The following is a 20,481-nucleotide window of genomic DNA, read 5'->3' as shown; positions in this document are numbered from 1 at the left end:
CGACAGGACGGGCATATCCCCGACGCGGGCCGGCGTGCGCCTCACCCTCGCCGACGTCCTCCTGAGGCAGGGCCCCGGTACGAGCGGGCACAGACGTGGCAGCAGTTGGCCCGGTCCTCCAGAACACCCTCTACGAGCACGAGGAGGGGAGGAACGAAGACGAGGGTCTCCGAACTCGGCTCGTACGAAGGGGCCGAGGCGGCCGAACTCAGGGCGAGGGCACAGGACATGCCCGACGGGCTCGACTGACGCCGGCCACGGCGCGACGAGGGCGGGCGACTCGGTGGTCGCCCTTGTCGCGCCCCGACGTGATCAAGTAACGTCACCCGCATGAACACCGGACCGGCGACTCGCCACTCACAGACGGGCTATCCGGTGGAGGGCTGATCGCCCCCAGGGTGCACGCGAGGCACCCCCTCGGTTCGGCACGCGGACCTCCCAGTGCGCAGGCACTTCGAGTCCCCATCCGTGTCGAACCACAGCGAGGCCACCCGTATGACCGTCACGTTCAACCACACCATCATCGCCGCCAAGGACCGCCACGAGTCGGCGCGGTTCTTCCGCGACCTCCTGGAGCTCCCCGAGGCACCCTCCTGGGGCCCGTTCATCAACGTCCAGCTCACCGACGGCGTACTGATCCAGTTCGCCGAGCCCCCGGTGGAGATCCAGATGCAGCACTACGCGTTCCTGATCGACGACGAGCTCTTCGACCGCGCGTACCAGCGGCTGTGCGACGGCGACATCGAGCACTGGGCCGACCCCCAGATGCGCCGTCCCGGCGAGACCAACACCGAGCACGGCGGCCGGGGCGTCTACTTCAAGGACCCCGCCGGCCACGCGATCGAACTGATCACCCGGCCGTACCTGTAGGCCGGCCGATCACGCCGGTGACCGGCCGGGGTGCCGTGACCCGCACGACACCCCGGCCGGGCCGCGCGGCGCGATCCGGTGCGTAGGCTCTTGTCCGTGCCTCGCTCTCGTCTGCTCCGTGTCGCCGTTCTCGTACTGGAGGGCGCGAAGCCGCTCGACGTGGGCATTCCCGCGCAGGTCTTCACGACCCGCGCGAGCATGCCGTGCGAGGTCCGGGTGTGCGGAGCGGAACCCGGCGTCGTGGCCGGCGGCGACGGCCTGGCCTACCAGGTCGCGCACGGCCTGGACGCGCTCGCCTGGGCCGACATCGTCTTCGTCCCCGGCTACCGGTTCCCCGACCGGGACGACCCGCCGGCGGCGGTCGTCGAGGCGCTGATCGCGGCCCACCAGCGCGGCGCGAGGCTCGCCGCGATCTCGACGGGCGCGTTCGCGCTGGCCGCCACGGGACTCCTCGACGGCAAGCGGGCCACGACCCACTGGCACTACACACGGGCGCTCGCGGCGAAGCGCCCCCTCGTCAGGGTCGACGAGAACGTCCTCTTCGTCGACGAGGGCAGCGTCCTGACCTCCGCCGGCGCCGCCTCCGGCATCGACCTGTGCCTGCACATCCTGCGCGGGGAGTTCGGCGTGGCCGCGTCCAACCACGCGGCCCGCCGGCTCGTCGCCGCCCCCTACCGCAGCGGCGGCCAGGCCCAGTACGTGCCGCGCAGCGTGCCCGAGCCGCTCGGCGAGCGGTTCGCCGCCACCCGCGAATGGGCCCTGCACCGCCTGGGCGAGCCGCTCACCCTGGAGATCCTCGCCCGGCACGCGGCGGTGTCGGCGCGCACGTTCTCCCGACGGTTCGCCGAGGACACCGGGTACACGCCGATGCAGTGGGTCATGCGGGCCCGTATCGACATGGCCCGTGAGCTGCTCGAACGCTCCGAGCGCGGGGTCGAGCAGATCGCCGCCGACACGGGGCTCGGCACCGGCGCGAATCTGCGGCTCCACTTCCAGCGGATCCTCGGCACCACGCCGAGCGAGTACCGGCGGACGTTCGCCCGCGGCGAGTAGCGACCCGGACGCGGACCGCTTCCGCACCCTTGGCGCGATACTTGCGGACCGTGGCGATCACGCCGCTGTCACGGGCCCACCCGTCCCGACGAACATGGTGGCGAACGCGAAGGGACCGAAGGGACACTGTCATGACTCGCATCGCCATCAACGGATTCGGCCGCATCGGACGCAACGTGCTGCGCGCCCTGCTGGAGCGCCAGAGCGACCTCGAGGTCGTCGCCATCAACGACCTCACCGAGCCCGCCACCCTGGCCCGCCTCCTCGCCTTCGACACGACCTCGGGCCGCCTCGGTCGTCCGGTGAGCGTTGACGGGGACACCCTCGTCGTCGACGGCCGCCGCATCAAGGTGCTGGCCGAGCGCGAGCCGGCGGACCTGCCCTGGGCCGAACTCGGCGTCGACATCGTCCTGGAGGCCACCGGCCGCTTCACCTCCGCCAAGGCCGCCGGCGCGCACATCGACGCGGGCGCCAAGCGCGTGCTCGTCAGCGCGCCCGCCGACGGTGCCGACGTCACGCTCGCGTACGGCGTGAACACCGACGCCTACGACCCGGCCGTCCACACGATCGTCTCGAACGCGTCCTGCACCACCAACGCGCTCGCGCCGCTCGCCTCGGTCCTCGACGACCTCGCCGGCATCGAGCACGGCTTCATGACCACGGTCCACGCCTACACCCAGGAGCAGAACCTCCAGGACGGCCCGCACCGTGACCCCCGCCGCGCCCGCGCCGCCGGCGTCAACATCGTCCCCACCACCACGGGCGCCGCGAAGGCCATCGGCCTCGTCCTCCCGAACCTCGACGGCAAGCTCTCGGGCGACTCGATCCGCGTCCCCGTGCCCGTCGGCTCGATCGTGGAGCTCAACACCACCGTCGCCCGCGACGTGACCCTCGACGACGTCCTCGCGGCCTACCGCACCGCCGCCGAGGGCCCCCTGGCCGGCGTCCTCGAGTACTCCGACGACCCGCTCGTCTCCGCCGACATCACCGGCAACCCGGCCTCCTCCATCTTCGACTCCGCCCTCACCCGCGTCGAAGGCCGCCACATCAAGGTCGTCGCCTGGTACGACAACGAGTGGGGCTTCTCCAACCGCGTCATCGACACCCTCCAGCTGCTCGCCTCCAGCTGACCTCCGCCCCACCCCCACCCCGAGCGCTCCGCCCGACCGCACCAGGTCGAGCGGAGCGCTCGCGTGCGTGCGGCCTGCCGTCCACCTGACGTCAGACGAGGTGCCGGAGGAAGAAGGCGGCCGTCTCCCGTCCGACCTGATGGCGGACGGCCGGGTCGGCGGGGTCGGCGGAGAAGAAGTCGCCGACGCCCGGGGCGACCTGGAACACGGCCCGCACGCGCGCATCGTAGACAAGGAGCCGCAAGCGTTCGGCGTGGCCAGGTCTGGCGCATCGCGCTTGTCGCCCTCCTTCCGCCTCCCCCTCCCTCGCTTCGCTCTGCAAATTTCTGATCGATTGACGCAAGCGAGAGAAAGCGTCGTGGGTGTCAGGATGGGTGCAGCTCGGGGGTGGCTGCCTCGGGCGGGTGGGTAATCGAGGGGGGCGGCAGAGCCTCGTTGGGGTGTCGGGGCTTTGTGTGCTGGGGAGTTCAGGGGTGGTGTCGGTGTCTGGGTCGGCCGCTTCGGGGGAGGGGGTCTGCGGCGGGGATGCTGTGGACTGTCAGGCAATTGCGAAATTGGCGCGACATCTTGCGTTCACTTGTTGGGGGTGGTTGAGTGTGCCGCGCCCCGCAACGCACCGGCGGTGGGGCGACCTCCACGTACTTGCCCGAAGGGGACCACCCATGAGAAGTGCTCGGTTCCGGCGTATGCGTCGCGCGAGCGCGGTCGTTCTTGTGTCCGCGGTGACGTTGAGCGCGCTGGCCGCGTGTGGCACGAGCAGCAGTGACAACGGCGGCGGCGGATCCGAAGGGGGCGGTTCGGTCGACCCGGCTGCTCCGTTGGATCCGAAGACGAAGGTGACGTTGACGATCGACTGCATGCCGCCGGCGGCGAAAGCGGCCGAGCTGAAGGAGTGGAAGGAGGACGTCGCGGAGTTCAACAAGACGTATCCGAACGTCACGATCGAGGGGCGTTCGACTCCGGGACAGTGTCTGGAGCCGCCGCGGTTCACGGCGATGCTGAAGGCCAAGTCGCAGCCCGACGTGTTCTACACGTACTTCACGGACCTGCCGCAGGTACTGGACAACGACGGCGCGGCGGACATCAGCGCGTACGTCAGCGACAAGAGCGTGCCGCTCCTGAAGGACATCGATCCGAACGTCCTCGGGTCGCTCAAGCAGGACGGGAAGCTGTACGGCCTGCCGACGAGCAACTACACGATGGGTCTGCTCGTCAACCGGAAGCTCTTCAAGGACGCGGGGCTCGACCCGGACGCCCCGCCGCGCACGTGGGACGAGGTACGCGCCGCCGCGAAGAAGATCGCGGGCCTCGGGAACGGCATCGCGGGCTTCGGCGAGTACAGCGCGGGCAACACGGGCGGATGGCACTTCACCGCGCAGATGTACAGCGTGGGCGGCGAGGTCGTGGACGCGAGCGGGAAGAAGGCGGCGTTCAACAACGACCTGGGGAAGCAGGTCGCGAAGAACCTCCACGCCATGCGCTGGGAGGACGACAGCATGGGCAGGACCCAACTGCTCCAGTGGGGCGACCTGCAGAAGCAGATCGCCACCGACAAGCTCGGGATGTTCCTCGCCGCGCCCGACGACATCGCGTACATGGTGCAGCAACTCGGCGCGAAGTACGAGAACTTCGGGATGGGCCCGATACCCGGCGGCAAGAACACGCTGGCCGGCGGCAACAACTACATGATCAAGAAGGGCATCTCGGGCGACAAGATCAAGGCCGCCATCGCCTGGCTGAACTTCAAGAACCTCAGCGTCGGCAAGGGGCAGTTCGACTGGGCCCGCACCAAGGCCGACAGCCTTCCGGTCGGCGTCCCGCAGCCGAACTTCTGGCTGGGGGAGTCGAAGACCAAGGACGACGCGGCACGCGTGCGGAACGCGACCATGCCCGTCGCCAACTTCAAGGCCTTCATGGACAACCCCGTCGCCGGCAAGGCCGAGCCGCCGAAGGCGCAGGAGGTCTACAAGGTCCTCGACAACGTGATGTCGGGCCTTCTCACCAACAAGGACGCCGACATCGACAAGCTGCTCGCGACCGCCGAGGCGCAGGTCGACCAGGTCCTCGCCCACCAGTGACCCCTTCCCGGTGGGGGCGGGGCGGGCATCGGTCCCGCCCCCCCCGCCCGGCCATCCGCCCCGCCCCGGGCCGGAACCCACCGGCGCATCCGTCCTGCCCCGGCCCGCCCCCGCCGGGCACCGCAATCCGGCAGACCAGCAGACCAGCAGACCAGCACCAAGGAGCGACGATGTCGGCGCCGAGCGTGACCCCGAGCAAGGCGGGAACTTCCCGTCACTCCCCGCCGCGTGCGGCGGGACCCGTGCCACCCGGTGGCCGGTTCGCGAGGAGCCTGAAGCGCAATCTGACGGCGCACGGGTTCCTGATCGGCGCCGTCGTCTGCTTCGCGGTGTTCTCGTGGTACCCGATGGTCCGGGAGTTCCTCCTGGCCTTCCAGAAGACGGAGAGCGGGCAGACCAGCTGGGTCGGGCTGGAGAACCTCGCCACCGTCTTCGACGACCCGGCGTTCTGGCAGGCGTGGCGCAACACGCTGCTGTTCACCGTCCTCGCGCTGGTCCTCGGATTCGCGGTCCCCTTCGTCGTGGCGATCGTCATCAACGAGTTCCCTCACGGCCAGGGGTACCTGCGGCTGCTGGTCTACCTGCCCGTGATGCTGCCGCCGGTCGCGTCGGTGCTGCTCTTCAAGTACCTGTACGACCCCGGTTACGGGCTCCTCAACGAGCTGCTGCGGTTCCTCCACCTGCCGGAACAGCAGTGGCTGCAGGACCCGGACCTGTCGATGCTGTCCGTCGTCATCGCCTCGACCTGGATGAACATGGGCGGCGCGGCACTCATCTACCTCGCCGCTCTCCAGGGCATCCCCGGCGAGCTGTACGAGGCGGCGGAGCTGGACGGTGCGGGGCTGTTCCGCAAGATCTGGCACGTCACCATCCCGCAGACCCGCCTGATCCTGTCGCTGATGCTGCTCATGCAGGTCATCGCGACGATGCAGGTCTTCGTCGAACCGTTCCTGCTGACCGGCGGCGCGGGCCCTGAAGGATCGACGACCACCGTCGTCCACCTGATCTACCAGTACGCCTTCAACTTCAACGACTACGGTGCCGCGGCGGCGCTCGGCCTGCTCCTGCTCGTGCTCCTGTCCGGATTCTCGGCGGTGTACGTGAAGCTCAGCCGTGCCGAGGACGAGTAGGACCCGGGGGAGACCACGTATGTCCACACGCACGCTCATCTCGCCGGCGCAGCTCGCCAAGCCCCGCGCCAAGGCCCTCTACCGGGCGACGTTCGCACTGGTCGTCGGCGGATTCACCCTGGTGTTCCTGGGCCCCCTGTACTGGATGGTGTCCAGCGGGTTCAAGGACGCCCAGGAGGTCGTGCGGACGCCGCCGACCCTGGTGCCCGGATCGTTCGCCCCCGAGAACTACACGCGGGCGTGGGAGGTCATGGACCTCTCGACCCTGCTGTTCAACACCCTCTACTACGCCTTCGGCGCCCTCGCGTTCCAGCTGGTGCTCGACGTCGCCGCCGCGTACTCGCTCTCCAAACTGCGCCCGGTCTTCGGCAAGGCCATCCTCGGCGGGATGCTCGTCACGCTGATGATCCCGGCCACCGTCCTGGTCGTACCGCAGTACCTGACCGTGCTCGACGTGCCGGTGGTGGAGCGGAACCTGCTGAACACCCCGTGGGTGATCTGGCTTCCGGCGGTCACCAACGCCTTCAACATCTTCCTGCTCAAGCGGTTCTTCGACTCCATCCCGAAAGAGCTGCTCGACGCGGCGGCCATGGACGGCGCGAGCCCGCTGCGGATCCTGCGCTCCATCGTGCTGCCGATCTCGCGGCCGATCCTCGGCGTGGTCTCGATCTTCGCGGTCGTCGGCGTCTGGAAGGACTTCCTCTGGCCGATGCTCACGCTGCCGGACTCGACCAAGCAGACGCTGAACGTGGGGATCTACTCGCTCTCCACCGGCGTGCCGGTGAACGTGCTCATCGCCGCCCTCGCCATCGCCTCCGTGCCCACCCTGCTCATCTTCCTGGTGTTCCAGCGCAACATCATGAGCGGTCTCACGGCCGGCGGCCTCAAGGGCTGATCCCGGCCCGGGCGGGGTTACCGATCCCGGCCCGACCCGACCCGACCCGGGCCGTCAGGCGGCCGGCCGCGGGGCCCGCGAGGCCCGCGGGGCTCCAGGCTTCCGGGCTTTCAGAGCGCCGGGCTTCCCAGCCTGCGGGCTTTCGGAGCTCCGGGCCTCCCGCTTCGAGGCCCCCCGGCCCGTACCTCTCACCCCCAAGCCTTCGCCGTCGGCCCGTCCGACGCCCCGCAGCAAGCGGGCCGGCGGCGAAGACCCCGACCTGCCCGAAAGGACCGTCACGTGGCAGCCCCTCGCTCGACCCGCACCGACGACTGGTGGCGTGACGCCGTCATCTACCAGGTGTACCCCCGCAGCTTCGCCGACGGCGACGGCGACGGGACCGGGGACCTCGCGGGAGTCCGGGCGAGACTGCCCTATCTCGCCGAACTCGGCGTGGACGCCGTCTGGTTCACCCCCTGGTACCTCTCCCCGCTGGTGGACGGCGGCTACGACGTCGCCGACTACCGCGCGATCGACCCCGCGTTCGGGACCCTCGCCGAGGCGGAGAAGCTGATCTCGGAGGCCGCCGGACTCGGCATCAGGGTCATCGTCGACATCGTCCCCAACCACGTGTCCGACCAGCACGCCTGGTTCCGCGCCGCCCTGGCCGCGGGCCCCGGCAGCCCCGAACGCGCCCGGTTCCACTTCCACCCCGGGCGCGGCGAGAACGGCGAACTGCCCCCCAACACCTGGCCCTCCCAGTTCTCCGGGCAGACCTGGACCCGCGTCCCCGACGGCGAGTGGTACCTCCACCTCTTCACCCCCGAGCAGCCCGACCTCAACTGGGCGCGCCCCGAAGTCAGGGCCGAGCACGAGGACGTGCTCCGCTTCTGGTTCGAACGCGGAGTCTCCGGAGTCCGCATCGACTCGGCGGCCCTGCTCACCAAGGCCCCCGGGCTGCCGGACTTCGTCGAGGGCGTCGACCCGCACCCATATGTCGACCAGGACGAGATCCACGACATCTACCGCTCCTGGCGGGCGATAGCCGACGAATACGGCGCCGTCTTCGTGGGTGAGGTGTGGCTCCCCGACTCCGAACGCTTCGCCCGCTACCTGCGCCCCGACGAACTCCACACCGCCTTCAACTTCAACTTCCTCGCCTGCCCCTGGGACCCGGAGCGACTGCGCCGCACCATCGACGACACCCTCGCCGAGCACGCTCCCGTCGGCGCCCCGGCCACCTGGGTCCTGTGCAACCACGACGTCACCCGGACCGCGACCCGCTACGGCCGCGCCGACACCGCCTTCGACTTCGCGACCAAGCGCTTCGACACGCCCACCGACCTGGCACTCGGCACCCGACGCGCCCGTGCCGCCGCTCTGCTCACCCTCGCGCTGCCCGGTTCCGTCTACCTCTACCAGGGCGAGGAACTCGGCCTTCCCGAGGCCGACATCCCGCGCGACCGCATCCAGGACCCGATGCACTTCCGTTCCGGCGGCACCGACCCCGGCCGTGACGGCTGCCGCGTCCCGCTGCCCTGGACCGCCGACGCCCCGCACGCCGGTTTCGGGACGGCGGCGGAGGCCGAGCCGTGGCTGCCGCAGCCCGACGGGTGGGCCCCCTACGCGGTCGACCGGCAGGGCACCGACCCGGAATCGATGCTCGCGCTCTACCGGGAGGCGCTGCTGCTGCGCAGGTCGGACGCCGGATTCGGCGACGGACCGCTGACCTGGCTGCCCGCCGTGGAAGGGGTCCTCGCCTTCGCGCGGCCGCGTGGCCTGGTCTGCGTGGTGAGCCTCGCCGAGGGGCCCGTGGCCCTCCCTCCGTACGAGCGACTGCTTCTGGCGAGCGGTCCGCTCACGGAGGACGGGCTGCTTCCGCCGGACACGGCGGTGTGGCTGCGGGTCTGACCGCGACACGGGGGTGTGGCTGCGCGTCTGACCGCGACACGGCGGTGTGGCCGCGGGGCTGACCGCGCGGCAGTACCCGATCGATCGGCCCCGTGCCCGCCCGCGTCCGAGGGGGTGGCGGCACGGGGCTTCGGCCGGTAAGCATGACTTCTTAAGTCAAGGCAAAAGAAAAGTGTGTTGCGGTTATTGACGGGGTTCCACGGGCGCGGGCAAGGTGCGGGAGAGCGCTCTCCCGCACCTCCCCCCGCCACAAGGAGAATCCCCCCATGCCCTCAGTCGGCATACCCGCCGCCACCCTGGTGGCCTCGACCCTGCTGGCGCTCCTGCCCGCCCAGCAGGCGCAGGCGGCCCCCGCCCTGCTGTCCCAGGGCAAGCCCGTCACCGCCTCCAGCCAGGAGCACTTCGGCACCCCCGCGACCGACGCCGTCGACGGGAACCTCGGCACGCGCTGGTCGAGCGGCGCCACCGACGACCAGTGGCTGAGGGTGGACCTCGGCGCCACCGTCGCGGTCAGCCAGGTCGTACTGCGCTGGGAGTCCGCGTACGCCAAGGCGTACCGCATCGAACTGTCCAACGACGGCACCACGTGGACCACCGCCTACCGCACGGACGCGGGCGTCGGCGGCACGGAGACCGTCGGCGTCTCCGGCACCGCCCGCTACGTGCGGATGCACGGCGTGAGCCGCGCGACCGGATACGGTTACTCGCTCTGGGAGTTCCAGGTGTACGGGGACGCCGGCGGCACCACCCCACCGCCCACCGGCGCGGTCCGGGTGACCGGCACCCAGGGCGCCTGGCAGCTGACCGTGGGTGGCCAGCCGTACACGGTCAAGGGCCTGACCTGGGGCCCGTCGATCGCGGACGCCCCCAAGTACCTGCCCGACGTGAAGTCCATGGGCGTCAACACCATCCGCACCTGGGGCACCGACGGCTCCACCAAGCCGCTCCTCGACGCCGCGGCGGCGCAGGGCGTCAAGGTCGTGAACGGCTTCTGGCTCCAGCCCGGCGGCGGCCCCGGCTCCGGCGGCTGCGTCGACTACGTCACCGACACCGCCTACAAGACCACGATGCTCGACGAGTTCGCCAAGTGGGTGGAGGCGTACAAGAGCCACCCCGCGACCCTCATGTGGAACGTCGGCAACGAATCCGTCCTCGGGCTCCAGAACTGCTACAGCGGGACCGCGCTCGAGAACCAGCGCAACGCCTACACCGGCTTCGTCAACGACGTGGCCCGGAAGATCCACACCATCGACCCCGACCACCCCGTGACCTCGACCGACGCCTGGACCGGCGCCTGGCCCTACTACAAGCGCAACGCCCCCGACCTCGACCTCTACTCCATGAACTCCTACGACAACCTCTGCAAGGTGCGCCAGGACTGGATCGACGGCGGCTACACCAAGCCCTACCTCATCACCGAGACGGGCCCGGCCGGCGAGTGGGAGGTCCCGAACGACGTCAACGGCGTCCCGGACGAGCCGACCGACGTGCAGAAGGCCGCCGGCTACACCGCCGTCTGGAACTGCGTCACCGGCCACCAGGGCGTCGCCCTAGGCGCCACGATGTTCCACTACGGCACCGAGCACGACTTCGGCGGCGTCTGGTTCAACCTCCTGCCCGACGGCCTGAAGCGCCTCTCGTACTACGCGGTGAAGAAGGCCTACACCGGCTCCGTCGCCGGCGACAACACCCCGCCGGTGATCAGCGGCATGACCGTCTCGCCCGCCACCGCCGCCCCGGCCGGACGCGAGTTCACCGTCCGCGCCGACATCCGCGACCCCGACGGCGACCCCGTCACCCCCAGGATCTTCCTGAGCGGGAACTACGCCAACGGGGACAAGCGCCTCGTCGAGGCACGGTGGCGCGCCACCGGCGACGGCACCTTCGCGGTCACCGCCCCCGAGAAGCTCGGCGTCTGGAAGGTGTACGTCCAGGCCGAGGACGGCCACGGCAACGCCGGCATCGAGACCAGGTCCGTCCGCGTGGTCGCTCCTCCGGTCGCCGGCACGAACCTCGCCCTCGACCGGCCCACCACCGCCTCCTCCTACCAGACCGGCTACGGCGACTGCCCCTGCCCACCGGCCCGCGCCACCGACGGCCGCGCCGACACCCGCTGGGCCAGCGACTGGAGCGACCCCCAATGGATCCAGGTCGACCTCGGAGCGGTGAAGCCCATCCGTACGGTGCAGCTGGTCTGGGACCCCGCGTACGCCAGGTCCTACGAGGTCCAGGTCTCCGACGACGGCACCACCTGGCGCACGGTCCACACCACGACCACCGGTGACGGCGACGTCGACACCATCTCCCTCGCCACCACCGGCCGCCACGTACGCCTCCAGCTGACGGCGCGCGGAACCGGATGGGGTTACTCGCTCCACGAGTTCGGCGTCTACAGCTGACCCACCGAAGCCGCAGCGCCGAAGCCGCTCCTCCCAAGCCGCGCCGCCGAGCCGCGCCCCCCAAGCCGCACGAGCGAAGCCGCGCCCCCCAAGCCGCGCCACCCAAGCCGCGCCGCCGAAGCCGCACCACCGAAAGGCACCAACCGACAGGCACCACGCAACAGTTACATCCCCTCACGGGCAGGAGACCCCCATGAGAGCGAGTCCCAAGAGGCTCCCCGCACTGCTCCTCGGCACCGCCCTCGTCGCCACCCTCCTCGGTGTCGGCACCCTCGCCTCGGCTGCGGACCCCGCGGCCGACTCCCCGCCGCCGGCCGCCGCGGCCCACGCCGGACACCGGATGGTCGCGTCCCTCCAGGCGTCGGGCGACGACGCGGACGGCGACGGCTACATCCCCGCCGTACCCCAGGTCACCGGCGTGACGCCGTCGACCGCGAACCCGCCTCCGCGCTACTTCCACGAGTTCCAGGCCAACTGCGCCGTCTCGCACACGGCCCCCGACGACCCCATCGTCTATCCCGGGCAGCCGGGCCGGTCGCACGACCACACCTTCATGGGCAACACCTCCACGAACGCGCACAGCGTCACCGCCACGCTCTACGGCGGCGCCACGGCCTGCAAGGCACCCGGCGACGCGTCCGCCTACTGGATGCCCTCGCTGTTCGAGGGGGACCGGAAGGTGCTGCCCGTCGGCCCGCAGGTCATCTACTACAAGACCGGTGTGACCGACTACACCAGTGTCCGGCCCTTCCCGAAGGGGCTGCGCTTCGTCGTCGGCAGCCCCTTGCAGAGCGCGGCGCAGTTCCGCGACCACCCCGGCTGGGTGGAGGGCTGGGAGTGCGGTGACAGCTTCAAGAACGTGGACTTCCCGCAGAACTGTCCGGTCGGCACCCAGCTGAACCTGCGCATGCAGGCGCCGAGTTGCTGGAACGGCCTGTACCTCGACACACCGGACCACCAGAGCCACATGGCCTACCCGGTGGTCAAGCCCGGCACGAACGACGACGTGTGCCCGCCGAGCCACCCGGTGGCGCTGCCGATGATCGAGTTCAAGATGGCCTTCCCGGTCGACGGCGACATGTCCGACGTCCGGCTGGCCAGCGGTCGCGGCTACTCCTTCCACTACGACTTCTTCAACGCCTGGGAGGAGCGCACCCTCAAGGCGATGGTCGACCACTGCATCGTGGGCGGCCTCCAGTGCAACGCCCGGGGCTACGACGAGACGCACCCCGAGCGCGGCGCCGCTCTCGACGAGCAGTACCGCCTGCCCTGACCGACCCCGCTTCCGACACCGGCACCGGCCACCCCCTCAGGGGGCGGCCGGTGCCTCCGATCCGTGAACCGGCAACCCGACGAGCGAACCGACAAGGGAGAGATGAGCGACGAACGGGTCGTCATGACCGACTACACGACCGATTGCGCGGCCGGCGACGCGACCGAGGCCGACGACGCGACCGAGGGCACCTCCGGCGGCACGGCCGGCGACTTGACCGACGACATGCTCGACCTGCTGGTCGGGAAGCTCGACCTCGAACGGAAGGTCCGCCTCCTGACCGGTGCCACGACCTGGCGGACGGCCGCCGACGCGGCGATCGGCCTGCGGGCGATGGTCTTCTCCGACGGGCCGGCGGGCGTACGGGGTGAGGCCTGGGACGAGCGCCGCACCTCCTGCCTGCTGCCGTCGGCGTCCGCGCTCGGCGCGACCTGGGACGAGGCGCTGCTGCGGCGCCTCGGCGGCCTGCTCGCCGCCGAGGCGGTCCGCAGGGGCGTCGACGTCGTCCTCGCGCCGACCCTCAACTTGCACCGCACCCCTCTCGGGGGCCGCCACTTCGAGTGCTTCTCGGAGGATCCGGAGCTGACCGGACGCACGGGTGCGGCGCTGATCCGCGGTCTCCAGGAGCACGGCGTGGCCGCGACCGCGAAGCACTTCGTCGCGAACGACTCGGAGACCGACCGGCTGAGCGTGGACGTCCGGGTGCCCGAGCGGGCGCTGCGGGAGGTGTACCTGGCGCCGTTCGAAGCGGCCGTCGACGCCGGGGCGTGGGTGGTCATGGCCGGCTACAACGGCGTCGACGGGACGACGATGACGGCCCATCCGCTCCTCGCCGAACCACTGAAGGGGGAGTGGGGCTTCGACGGCGTCGCGGTCTCCGACTGGGCCGCCGTGCGCACCGCCGAGGAGTCGGCGCGGGCCGCACTCGACCTGGCGATGCCCGGCCCGGCGAGTCCCTGGGCGGCGGACCTGGCCCGGGCCGTGCGCGCGGGCCGCGTCCCCGAGGGCGCCGTCGACGAGAAGGTCCGGCGGGTACTCCGGCTCGCCCACAGGGTCGGTGCGCTCGGCGACGCCCCCCGACGCCGCCCGCCGCTTCCGGAGGAGGGGGTGCGGCGGCTGTTGCGCCGCGCGGTCGCCGCCGGGTCGGTCCTGCTGCGCAACGACGGCCTGCTGCCCCTCGACCCCGGCGGCCTGGGCACGGTCGCCGTGATCGGCGAACACGCCGCCTCGCCCCGCGTCCAGGGCGGCGGCAGCGCCGGCGTCTTCCCGTCCGCGGTGGTGACGCCGCTCGCCGGCATCCGCGCGTGTCTGCGCGGCCGCGGCCGGGTGAGGTACGCCGCCGGTCCCTCGAAGGACGCCCCGCCGGAACCGCTCGACGCGGGGCGGTGCACGGATCCGCGCTCCGGTGAACCGGGGCTGCTGCTGCGCTGCCTGGACGCGGACGGCCGCGAACTTCGGGCGGAGCGGCGCCTGTCGGGGCGCCTGCTCGAACCGGATCTCGCGCCGGACACGCACACCGTGGAGGTCCGGGCCCTGCTCCGCCCCGACACGACCGGTGCGTGGACGTTCGGGATCGGCGGTTTCGGGCGGATGACGATCGAGGTCGACGGGCACGTGATCCTGGACGGCACGTACCCGCGCGAGACCGACGACCCGGCGACCGTGCACGTCACCCCGCCCCTGCACACGGCGACGAGCCATCTGGAGCGGGGGCGTCACGTCCATCTCGTCGCCCGCCGGGAACTGGTGCCCGGCTCCGGCAGAGCGACGGTCCTCGCCGCCGCGCCCCCGCGGCGCGCCCCCGGCGAGGCGCTCGCCGAGGCCGTGGCGGAGGCCCACGAGGCGGACGCGGCGATCGTCGTCGTCGGCACGACGGAGCACGACGAGACGGAGGGGAGCGACCGTACGCATCTGTCCCTGGGCGACGCGCAGAACGACCTGGTACGCGCGGTCGCCGCCGCCAACCCCCGTACCGTCGTCGTCGTCAACAGCGGCGGACCGGTCGAACTGCCCTGGCGCGACGAGGTCGCGGCGGTGCTCCTCGCCTGGTTCCCCGGGCAGGAGGCCGGCGCGGGGCTCGCCGACGTGCTCTTCGGCCGCCGCGAGCCGGGCGGCAGGCTCCCCACGACCTGGGCCACCACGCTGGCCGACGCGCCCGTCACCCGCACGCGCCCCGTCGACGGCCGACTCGACTACACGGAGGGGCTGCACATCGGCCACCGTGCCTGGCTGCGCGCCGGCACACGGCCCGCCTACTGGTTCGGGCACGGTCTCGGCTACACGACATGGGAGTACGGGGAGGTCGATGCCCCCGCACGGATCGCACCGGACTCCTCCTTCACCGTACGGGTGGGGGTGCGCAACACCGGAACGCGCCCCGGGCGCGAGGTCGTCCAGGTGTACCTGGCGCGAGCCGACTCCGTCGTGGAACGCCCCGCGCGCTGGTTCGCCGGCCACGCGGCGGTCCACGCGGATCCGGGCGCGTCCGTCGTCGCCGAGGTCGTCGTGACGCCGCGGGCGCTGCGGCACTGGTCGCCGCGGGACGGCGGCTGGCGTGTCGAGCCGGGGACGTACCGGCTGATCGTGGGCCGCTCGGCGGGCGCGACGGAGCACGAGGCGGACGTGACGGTGGGGCACGCTCCGGAGGACCGGAATGCGTGAGGACCGCACCGCGATTGGCCAGGACGAGGAGTTCGCCCGGGCAGCGGGCTCCGTATTTCGATGGAAGGGCGGGAAGGGCGGGAAGGACGCGACGGTCGGCTTTCGTCCGTATATCGAATTCCCTTTTCCCGTACGCGGTGAATTCCCGGTCGGGGATCGCCGAATGCCCCGGGGTGAATACCGGTTGCGGGCCGGGTCGACCGTGCCGCGCTGCGCGCGGCCCGCCCGTCGTGTGCGGGAAAAGGGCACGTTAGAGTACGGGAGTGATCAGGCGGGGACCGACGCTGGAAGACGTGGCGCGGGAGGCGGGCGTCTCCAGGGCGACGGTCTCGCGGGTCGTCAACGGGGTGCGCAACGTGGACCCGGCGATCCAGGACGTGGTCCGGCAGGCCATCGAGCGCACCGGGTACACCCCCAACAGCGCCGCCAGGAGCCTGGTCACCGGCCGGGTCGCGCAGGCGGCGCCGCGCGCCGAGACGGTGGCGCTGGTCATCTCCGGGGCGGGGGACGCGTTCGCCGCGAGGGTGTTCGCCGACCCCTTCTTCGGGCGTGTCGTGAGCGGTGCCGTGACGTATCTGCGGGGGCGCGGCGCGCACCCCGTGCTGATGTTCGCGGAGTCCGGGGCGGCCAGGCGCCAGGTGGTGGACCACCTGCGCCGGGGCAGCGCCGACGGGGCGCTCGTCGTGTCCATCCGGGCGGACGACCCGCTGCCGCCGATGCTGGCCGCCGCGGGCATTCCCCTCGTGCTGTTCGCCCGGCCCCCGGAGGGTTCGGAGGCCGTCTACGTCGACGTGGACCACCACGAGGGCGGCCGGCTCGCCGCCGCGCACCTGCTGGCCAGGGGATGCCGGAATCCCGCGACGATCCGTGCGCCCCGGGGCCTCCCGGCCGGCGAGGCCCGTCTCGCCGGTTTCCGCGAGGCCCTGGAGAGCGCGGGCAGGGCCGCGCCTCCGGTGGTGGAGGGCGGGTTCACGGTCGAGAGCGGCGCGGCGGCCATGCGCAGGCTCCTGGCGGAGCACCCGCGGGTGGACGGCGTCTTCGCGGCCAACGACCTGATGGCGCAGGGGGCGTGCGAGGTCGTGCGCGAGCGGGGCCTGAGCGTGCCCGGGGACGTGGCGGTGGTGGGTTTCGACGACTCCAGCGTCGCCGTGACCTGCCGGCCGCCGCTGACGACGGTGCGCCAGCCCGTGGAGCGGATGGCCGCGGCCATGGCGGAGCTGCTCGTCGGACGGCTCCAGGGGTCGTCGGCCGGGCCGGCGCACCTGGTGTTCGCCCCCGAACTCGTCGTACGGGAATCGGCCTGACCGTGCCGTGCGACGGACGGTGCGGCGGTGTGCCGACGGCATTCGCGTGCCGGTGAATTCCTTTTTCCGTAAGACGTACGAAACTGTTCCGCAGCGCCTCATCATGGGCTACTTTCGGCCACACACCCCCTGTGATCCTTCTACTCCGGGCGGATTTCCATGAGTCGCGCCATCGTGCTGCGAGATGTGAGCAAGAAATACGGCGGTTCCCACGTGGTGCGGCGGGTGTCCCTCACCGTCGAACCGGGGGAGTTCCTGGTGCTGCTCGGTCCATCCGGATGCGGCAAGTCCACCGTCCTGCGGATGATCGCCGGTCTGGAGGACATCACCGAGGGCGACCTGTTCCTCGACGGCGAGCACGCGAACGACGTGCCGCCCCGTGAGCGGGACATCGCCATGGTGTTCCAGAACTTCGCCCTCTACCCGTCGATGACCTCGCGGGAGAACATCGGCTTCCCGCTGAAGCTGCGGGAACCCTCGGCGGACCACGACCCGCAGGTGGAGGCGACCGCGCGGATGCTCGCCGTCGAGGACCTGCTCGACCGGCTGCCCGGACAGCTGTCCGGCGGGGAGCGCCAGCGCGTGGCGATGGGCCGCGCGATCTCCCGGCGCCCGTCGGTCTTCCTCCTCGACGAGCCGCTGTCCAGCCTCGACGCCAAACTGCGCGGCCATCTGCGGGCCGAGATAGCCCGCCTCACCGACGAACTGGGCGTGACCACCGTCTATGTGACGCACGATCAGTCCGAGGCGATGTCGCTGGGCGACCGGGTGGCGGTCATGCGCGACGGTGTCCTGCAACAGGTCAGCCCTCCCCAGGAGTTGTACGCGCGCCCCGCCAACGTCTTCGTCGCCGCGTTCGTCGGCACACCGCGCATCAACCTCCTCGACGCGGTCGTCCACGCGCCGCTCGACGGGCCGATGACCCTGGAGCTGGGCAGCCAACGCCTGCTGCTTCCGCAGCCGTTGAGCGTCGACCACCAGCTCCTTCGGATCCAGCAGGGCCGCCCGATCATCGTCGGGCTGCGCTCCGAGGCCGTACGGATCGCGCCGCCGAGCCAGAAGCGGCCCGGTGAGGCGGCGCTGGTCGGGGTCGTCGAGCACGTCGAGTACCAGGGCCACGAGGTGCTCGTGCACCTGGACACCGGCTCGCGGCCCGCCGTCGTGGCGGACCTGGAGGCCTCGCGCCCCCGGTCCGGCGGCCGGCGGACGAGCGGGCGGCGGAAGCGGCGCTTCGGCCGCATCCGGGCACACGCGGCGGCCCTCGGCGCCGTCAGGACGGGCATCGAGGGCCGGGCCGCTACCGCCCCGGCCCCCGAGCCGGTCCCGTACGGCGACCCGCGGGGCGACCGGGAACGGCGCACGGCCGCCCGCAGCGACCTCGTGCTGCGGACCGGCCCCCACGTCCGCGTCCGGGCCGGCGCCCAGGTGCCGCTCCTCGTCGACCTCGCCCAGCTGTACGTCTTCGACCACCAGGGCGCCAGGATCTGCCCGGCCCCCGACGCTCTGCCCGGCCTCGACCAGTAGCCGGCGGGGGAGCAGCGGCCGGCCGCGCACGGCGCCCCCGAGGACGCGGCTGACGGCGTCCGACGGTCCGACGGGGCAGGACCTGGGCTCTGTCCGGAAAGTCCCGCGCGGCCCGCGGGCAGATCGCGGTCCTTACCGGAACGGAGCTAGGGGCTGTCCGATGGGTCGTGTGAGCTGATCAGGGCCGTGGCATAGGCGCAGATGAGCTTCTCCCGAGGCGCCGTCGTCGGGCTCGCCGGCACGGAGAGCTCGTCGCCAATCCGCCCGTCCTTGCCTGCGTCGGCCGGTTGAGGAATTTGGTTGCGGTGGATCAGGCGGATGCGGTCATACTCCGGCATGAGTAGAGACGCCGAGGTCATCGTGCTAGCCCGCTGGTCGGGCGAGGTGATGGAACCGCTGACCCAGGACGACCCGGAACGCACGTGGCGAGGTCGCTTCGTCCCGATAGCGGGGCAGTGGGGCTACGAGTTCGGGTGGGCCCTGGAGTTCGAGAAATTGCGTGGCCGCCAGGGCCTGCTCAGGCACCTGGAGTCGCTGCCGTGGCCGCATCCGCACACGGTGCAGGTTCTGCTTCGCGACCAGGACGACGACTGCTTCGGGCTGTGGATGTTCCAGGAGGGCCGGCTGGTGGAAGTCACCATTCCGCGCACCGAGCGTTTCCACCAGCCGGCACCGCCCAATGAGGACTTCGAACCCGACCCGGGCATGCTGCTGCGCACCGACCAGAACACGGATCTGCCCGAGCAGACCCCAGAAGCACGCCGCGACACCCGCTCACCCTGGTAGACCGAGTTCGGCAGCTCATCTTGGGACGTCAGGGCTGTCGACGAGCGCGTACTCAGCGAACCGCGCCACCACTACCCAGGTGCTAAGGACCTCTCAACGGGGCGTTTCACTGCGGACGGAGCCATAGGCGGATCGCGGCCACGGTGACCGTCCCGTGGAAGACGTACGCCCGTTTGTCGAAGCGCGTGGCGACGGCGCGGAAGTTCTTGAGCCGGTTGACGGTCCGCTCGACCTCGTTGCGGCGGCGGTAGATCGTCTTATCGAAGCCCGTGGGCCGGCCTCCTTGGCTGCCGCGGCGCCGGCGGTTGGCCCGCTGGTCTCTCGGCTCGGGGATCGTGTGCTTGATCTGGCGTCTGCGCAGGTGACGCCGATTACGGCGTGATGAGTACGCCTTGTCTCCCCCGACATGGTCGGGCCGAGTGCGCGGTCGTCCACCGGCCTGTCGGGGCACACGGATCTCTTCCAGGACGGGAATCACCTGCGGTGCGTCCCCCCACTGACCGGGCGTGATGACAAACCCGAGCGGGCGACACCCACCCTCTCCAGCAAGGTGGATCTTGCTCGTGAGCCCGCCTCGCGAGCGTCCCAGGGCCTCATCGGGACGATGACGCGCCGGGCTCCTGCGCCGACCCGGAATCTTCGGGGCGCGGGTGGAGGCGCCGGCCGCGTGCTGATGAGCGCGGCAGGTCGTGGAATCGACGCTGACCATGCTCCAGTCGATCCGGCCCTCGGCATCGGCGTCGGCCTGGACGGCCCGCAGGATCCTCTCCCACGTGCCGTCCGCCGACCACCTTCGATGACGATCGTGAACCGTCTTCCAGCTACCGAAGCAGGGAGGAAGGTCCCGCCAGGGGAGGCCGGTCCGCTGCCGGAACAGAATCCCGTTGATCACACGGCGGTGGGATTGCCAGCGTCCACCCCGCCCGCGATTCACCGGCAAGTGCGGCTCCAGTCGAGCCCACTCTTCATCCGAAAGATCTCCCCGCCCCATGTCCCACGGAACGAGTGCCCAGCGGGAGCGTCACGCGACCCATCGGACAGGCCCTAGTCTTCTGAGTCAGGAATTCTGTTCAGATATATAAGCTTGGCCTGTGACACGTACGGGGCGGCCGAAGGCCGAGTTGATCCTGTCGGACGAGGAACGGGCTGCGCTCGAGGGATGGGTGCGGCGCCGTTCCACGCCGCAGGCGTGGGCACTGAGGTGCCGCATCATCCTGGCCTGCGCGGAGGGCGTTTCCAACAAGGACGTCGCGGCTCGGCTCGGCTCGACGCCGCATGCGGTGGGCCGGTGGCGGGCGCGTTTCGTCGAGCACCGGATCGCCGGCCTGGGCGACATGCCCCGCCCAGGCGGTCCCAGATCAGTCACCGACGAGCAGGTGGCCGCCCTGGTGGCCAGGACGCTGGAATCGGCCCCGAAGAACGCGACCCACTGGTCGACACGGTCGATGGCGAAGCAGACGGGCCTGTCGCAGTCGACCGTGTCGCGGG

Annotated in this window: 16 protein-coding genes; 14 read left to right on the top strand and 2 right to left on the bottom strand. The window is 71.3% G+C overall.

The genetic code is table 11. From position 1 onward, the window contains the following. Positions 1-495: 495 nt before the first annotated feature. The 3 genes from MRBLMG1_RS12775 (at position 496) to gap (ending at position 3,053) form a co-directional block, all read left to right on the top strand. Entirely contained in the window at positions 496-870 is a 375-nt protein-coding gene (locus tag MRBLMG1_RS12775) for a VOC family protein (protein WP_367823931.1), read from the top strand. A gap of 96 nt (positions 871-966) precedes the next feature. After that, positions 967-1,923: a GlxA family transcriptional regulator gene (locus tag MRBLMG1_RS12770; RefSeq protein WP_367823745.1), complete on the top strand. Its 957-nt coding sequence runs from the start codon at positions 967-969 to the stop codon at positions 1,921-1,923. Positions 1,924-2,054: 131 nt separating this feature from the next. After that, on the top strand, positions 2,055-3,053 hold the full coding sequence (gene gap, locus MRBLMG1_RS12765; protein ID WP_367823743.1) for a type I glyceraldehyde-3-phosphate dehydrogenase: 999 nt from the start codon (positions 2,055-2,057) through the stop codon (positions 3,051-3,053). 91 nt (positions 3,054-3,144) lie between these two features. Here the strand turns inward: gap and MRBLMG1_RS12760 are convergent, their stop codons facing one another. Beyond that, positions 3,145-3,270 carry a hypothetical protein gene (locus MRBLMG1_RS12760; protein WP_367823741.1) on the bottom strand — a complete coding sequence of 42 codons (126 nt, stop codon included), beginning with the start codon at positions 3,268-3,270 and terminating at the stop codon, positions 3,145-3,147. 445 nt (positions 3,271-3,715) lie between these two features. Between MRBLMG1_RS12760 and MRBLMG1_RS12755 the strand changes: the two genes are divergently transcribed. From MRBLMG1_RS12755 to MRBLMG1_RS12710, 10 genes are all read left to right on the top strand, one after another. Beyond that, a complete protein-coding gene (locus MRBLMG1_RS12755; protein WP_367823739.1) occupies positions 3,716-5,131 on the top strand; it encodes an extracellular solute-binding protein in 1,416 nt (471 codons plus the stop codon). 170 nt (positions 5,132-5,301) lie between these two features. Further along, a complete protein-coding gene (locus MRBLMG1_RS12750) occupies positions 5,302-6,261 on the top strand; it encodes a carbohydrate ABC transporter permease (protein ID WP_367823737.1) in 960 nt (319 codons plus the stop codon). A gap of 19 nt (positions 6,262-6,280) precedes the next feature. Further along, positions 6,281-7,156 carry a carbohydrate ABC transporter permease gene (locus MRBLMG1_RS12745; protein ID WP_367823735.1) on the top strand — a complete coding sequence of 292 codons (876 nt, stop codon included), beginning with the start codon at positions 6,281-6,283 and terminating at the stop codon, positions 7,154-7,156. A 279-nt stretch (positions 7,157-7,435) separates the two neighbouring features. Then, positions 7,436-9,046, top strand: a complete 1,611-nt coding sequence (locus MRBLMG1_RS12740) for a glycoside hydrolase family 13 protein (RefSeq protein WP_367823734.1) — start codon at positions 7,436-7,438, stop codon at positions 9,044-9,046. Between the two features lie 266 nt (positions 9,047-9,312). Further along, the gene (locus tag MRBLMG1_RS12735; protein ID WP_367823732.1) at positions 9,313-11,445 is read left to right on the top strand and encodes a discoidin domain-containing protein; all 2,133 of its coding nucleotides are present in this window, start codon (positions 9,313-9,315) and stop codon (positions 11,443-11,445) included. 193 nt (positions 11,446-11,638) lie between these two features. Further along, a complete protein-coding gene (locus MRBLMG1_RS12730) occupies positions 11,639-12,718 on the top strand; it encodes a DUF1996 domain-containing protein (RefSeq protein WP_367823730.1) in 1,080 nt (359 codons plus the stop codon). Positions 12,719-12,943: 225 nt separating this feature from the next. Beyond that, complete coding sequence (locus tag MRBLMG1_RS12725) at positions 12,944-15,379, top strand: beta-glucosidase (RefSeq protein ID WP_367823929.1); 2,436 nt, start codon at positions 12,944-12,946, stop codon at positions 15,377-15,379. Between the two features lie 263 nt (positions 15,380-15,642). Beyond that, on the top strand, positions 15,643-16,683 hold the full coding sequence (locus tag MRBLMG1_RS12720) for a LacI family DNA-binding transcriptional regulator (protein WP_367823729.1): 1,041 nt from the start codon (positions 15,643-15,645) through the stop codon (positions 16,681-16,683). Positions 16,684-16,842: 159 nt separating this feature from the next. Continuing rightward, positions 16,843-18,207 (top strand): ABC transporter ATP-binding protein, encoded by a 1,365-nt coding sequence (locus tag MRBLMG1_RS12715; protein ID WP_367823728.1) that lies wholly within the window; start codon positions 16,843-16,845, stop codon positions 18,205-18,207. Positions 18,208-18,543: 336 nt separating this feature from the next. Further along, positions 18,544-18,993 (top strand): hypothetical protein, encoded by a 450-nt coding sequence (locus MRBLMG1_RS12710; protein ID WP_367823726.1) that lies wholly within the window; start codon positions 18,544-18,546, stop codon positions 18,991-18,993. 106 nt (positions 18,994-19,099) lie between these two features. Here the strand turns inward: MRBLMG1_RS12710 and MRBLMG1_RS12705 are convergent, their stop codons facing one another. Beyond that, positions 19,100-19,984 (bottom strand): IS5 family transposase, encoded by an 885-nt coding sequence (locus MRBLMG1_RS12705; RefSeq protein ID WP_367823724.1) that lies wholly within the window; start codon positions 19,982-19,984, stop codon positions 19,100-19,102. Positions 19,985-20,084: 100 nt separating this feature from the next. On the opposite strand from MRBLMG1_RS12705, the gene MRBLMG1_RS12700 reads away from it, so the two are divergent. After that, positions 20,085-20,481, top strand: a 397-nt coding sequence (locus MRBLMG1_RS12700) for a helix-turn-helix domain-containing protein (protein ID WP_367823722.1), incomplete at its 3' end; no start/stop codon positions are given.

The sequence above is a fragment of the Streptomyces sp. LMG1-1-1.1 genome (assembly GCF_040815545.1).
GTDB lineage: Bacteria > Actinomycetota > Actinomycetes > Streptomycetales > Streptomycetaceae > Streptomyces.
Note: the sequence above shows the minus strand (reverse complement) of the source record. Positions and strands in the feature narration are given on the sequence as shown.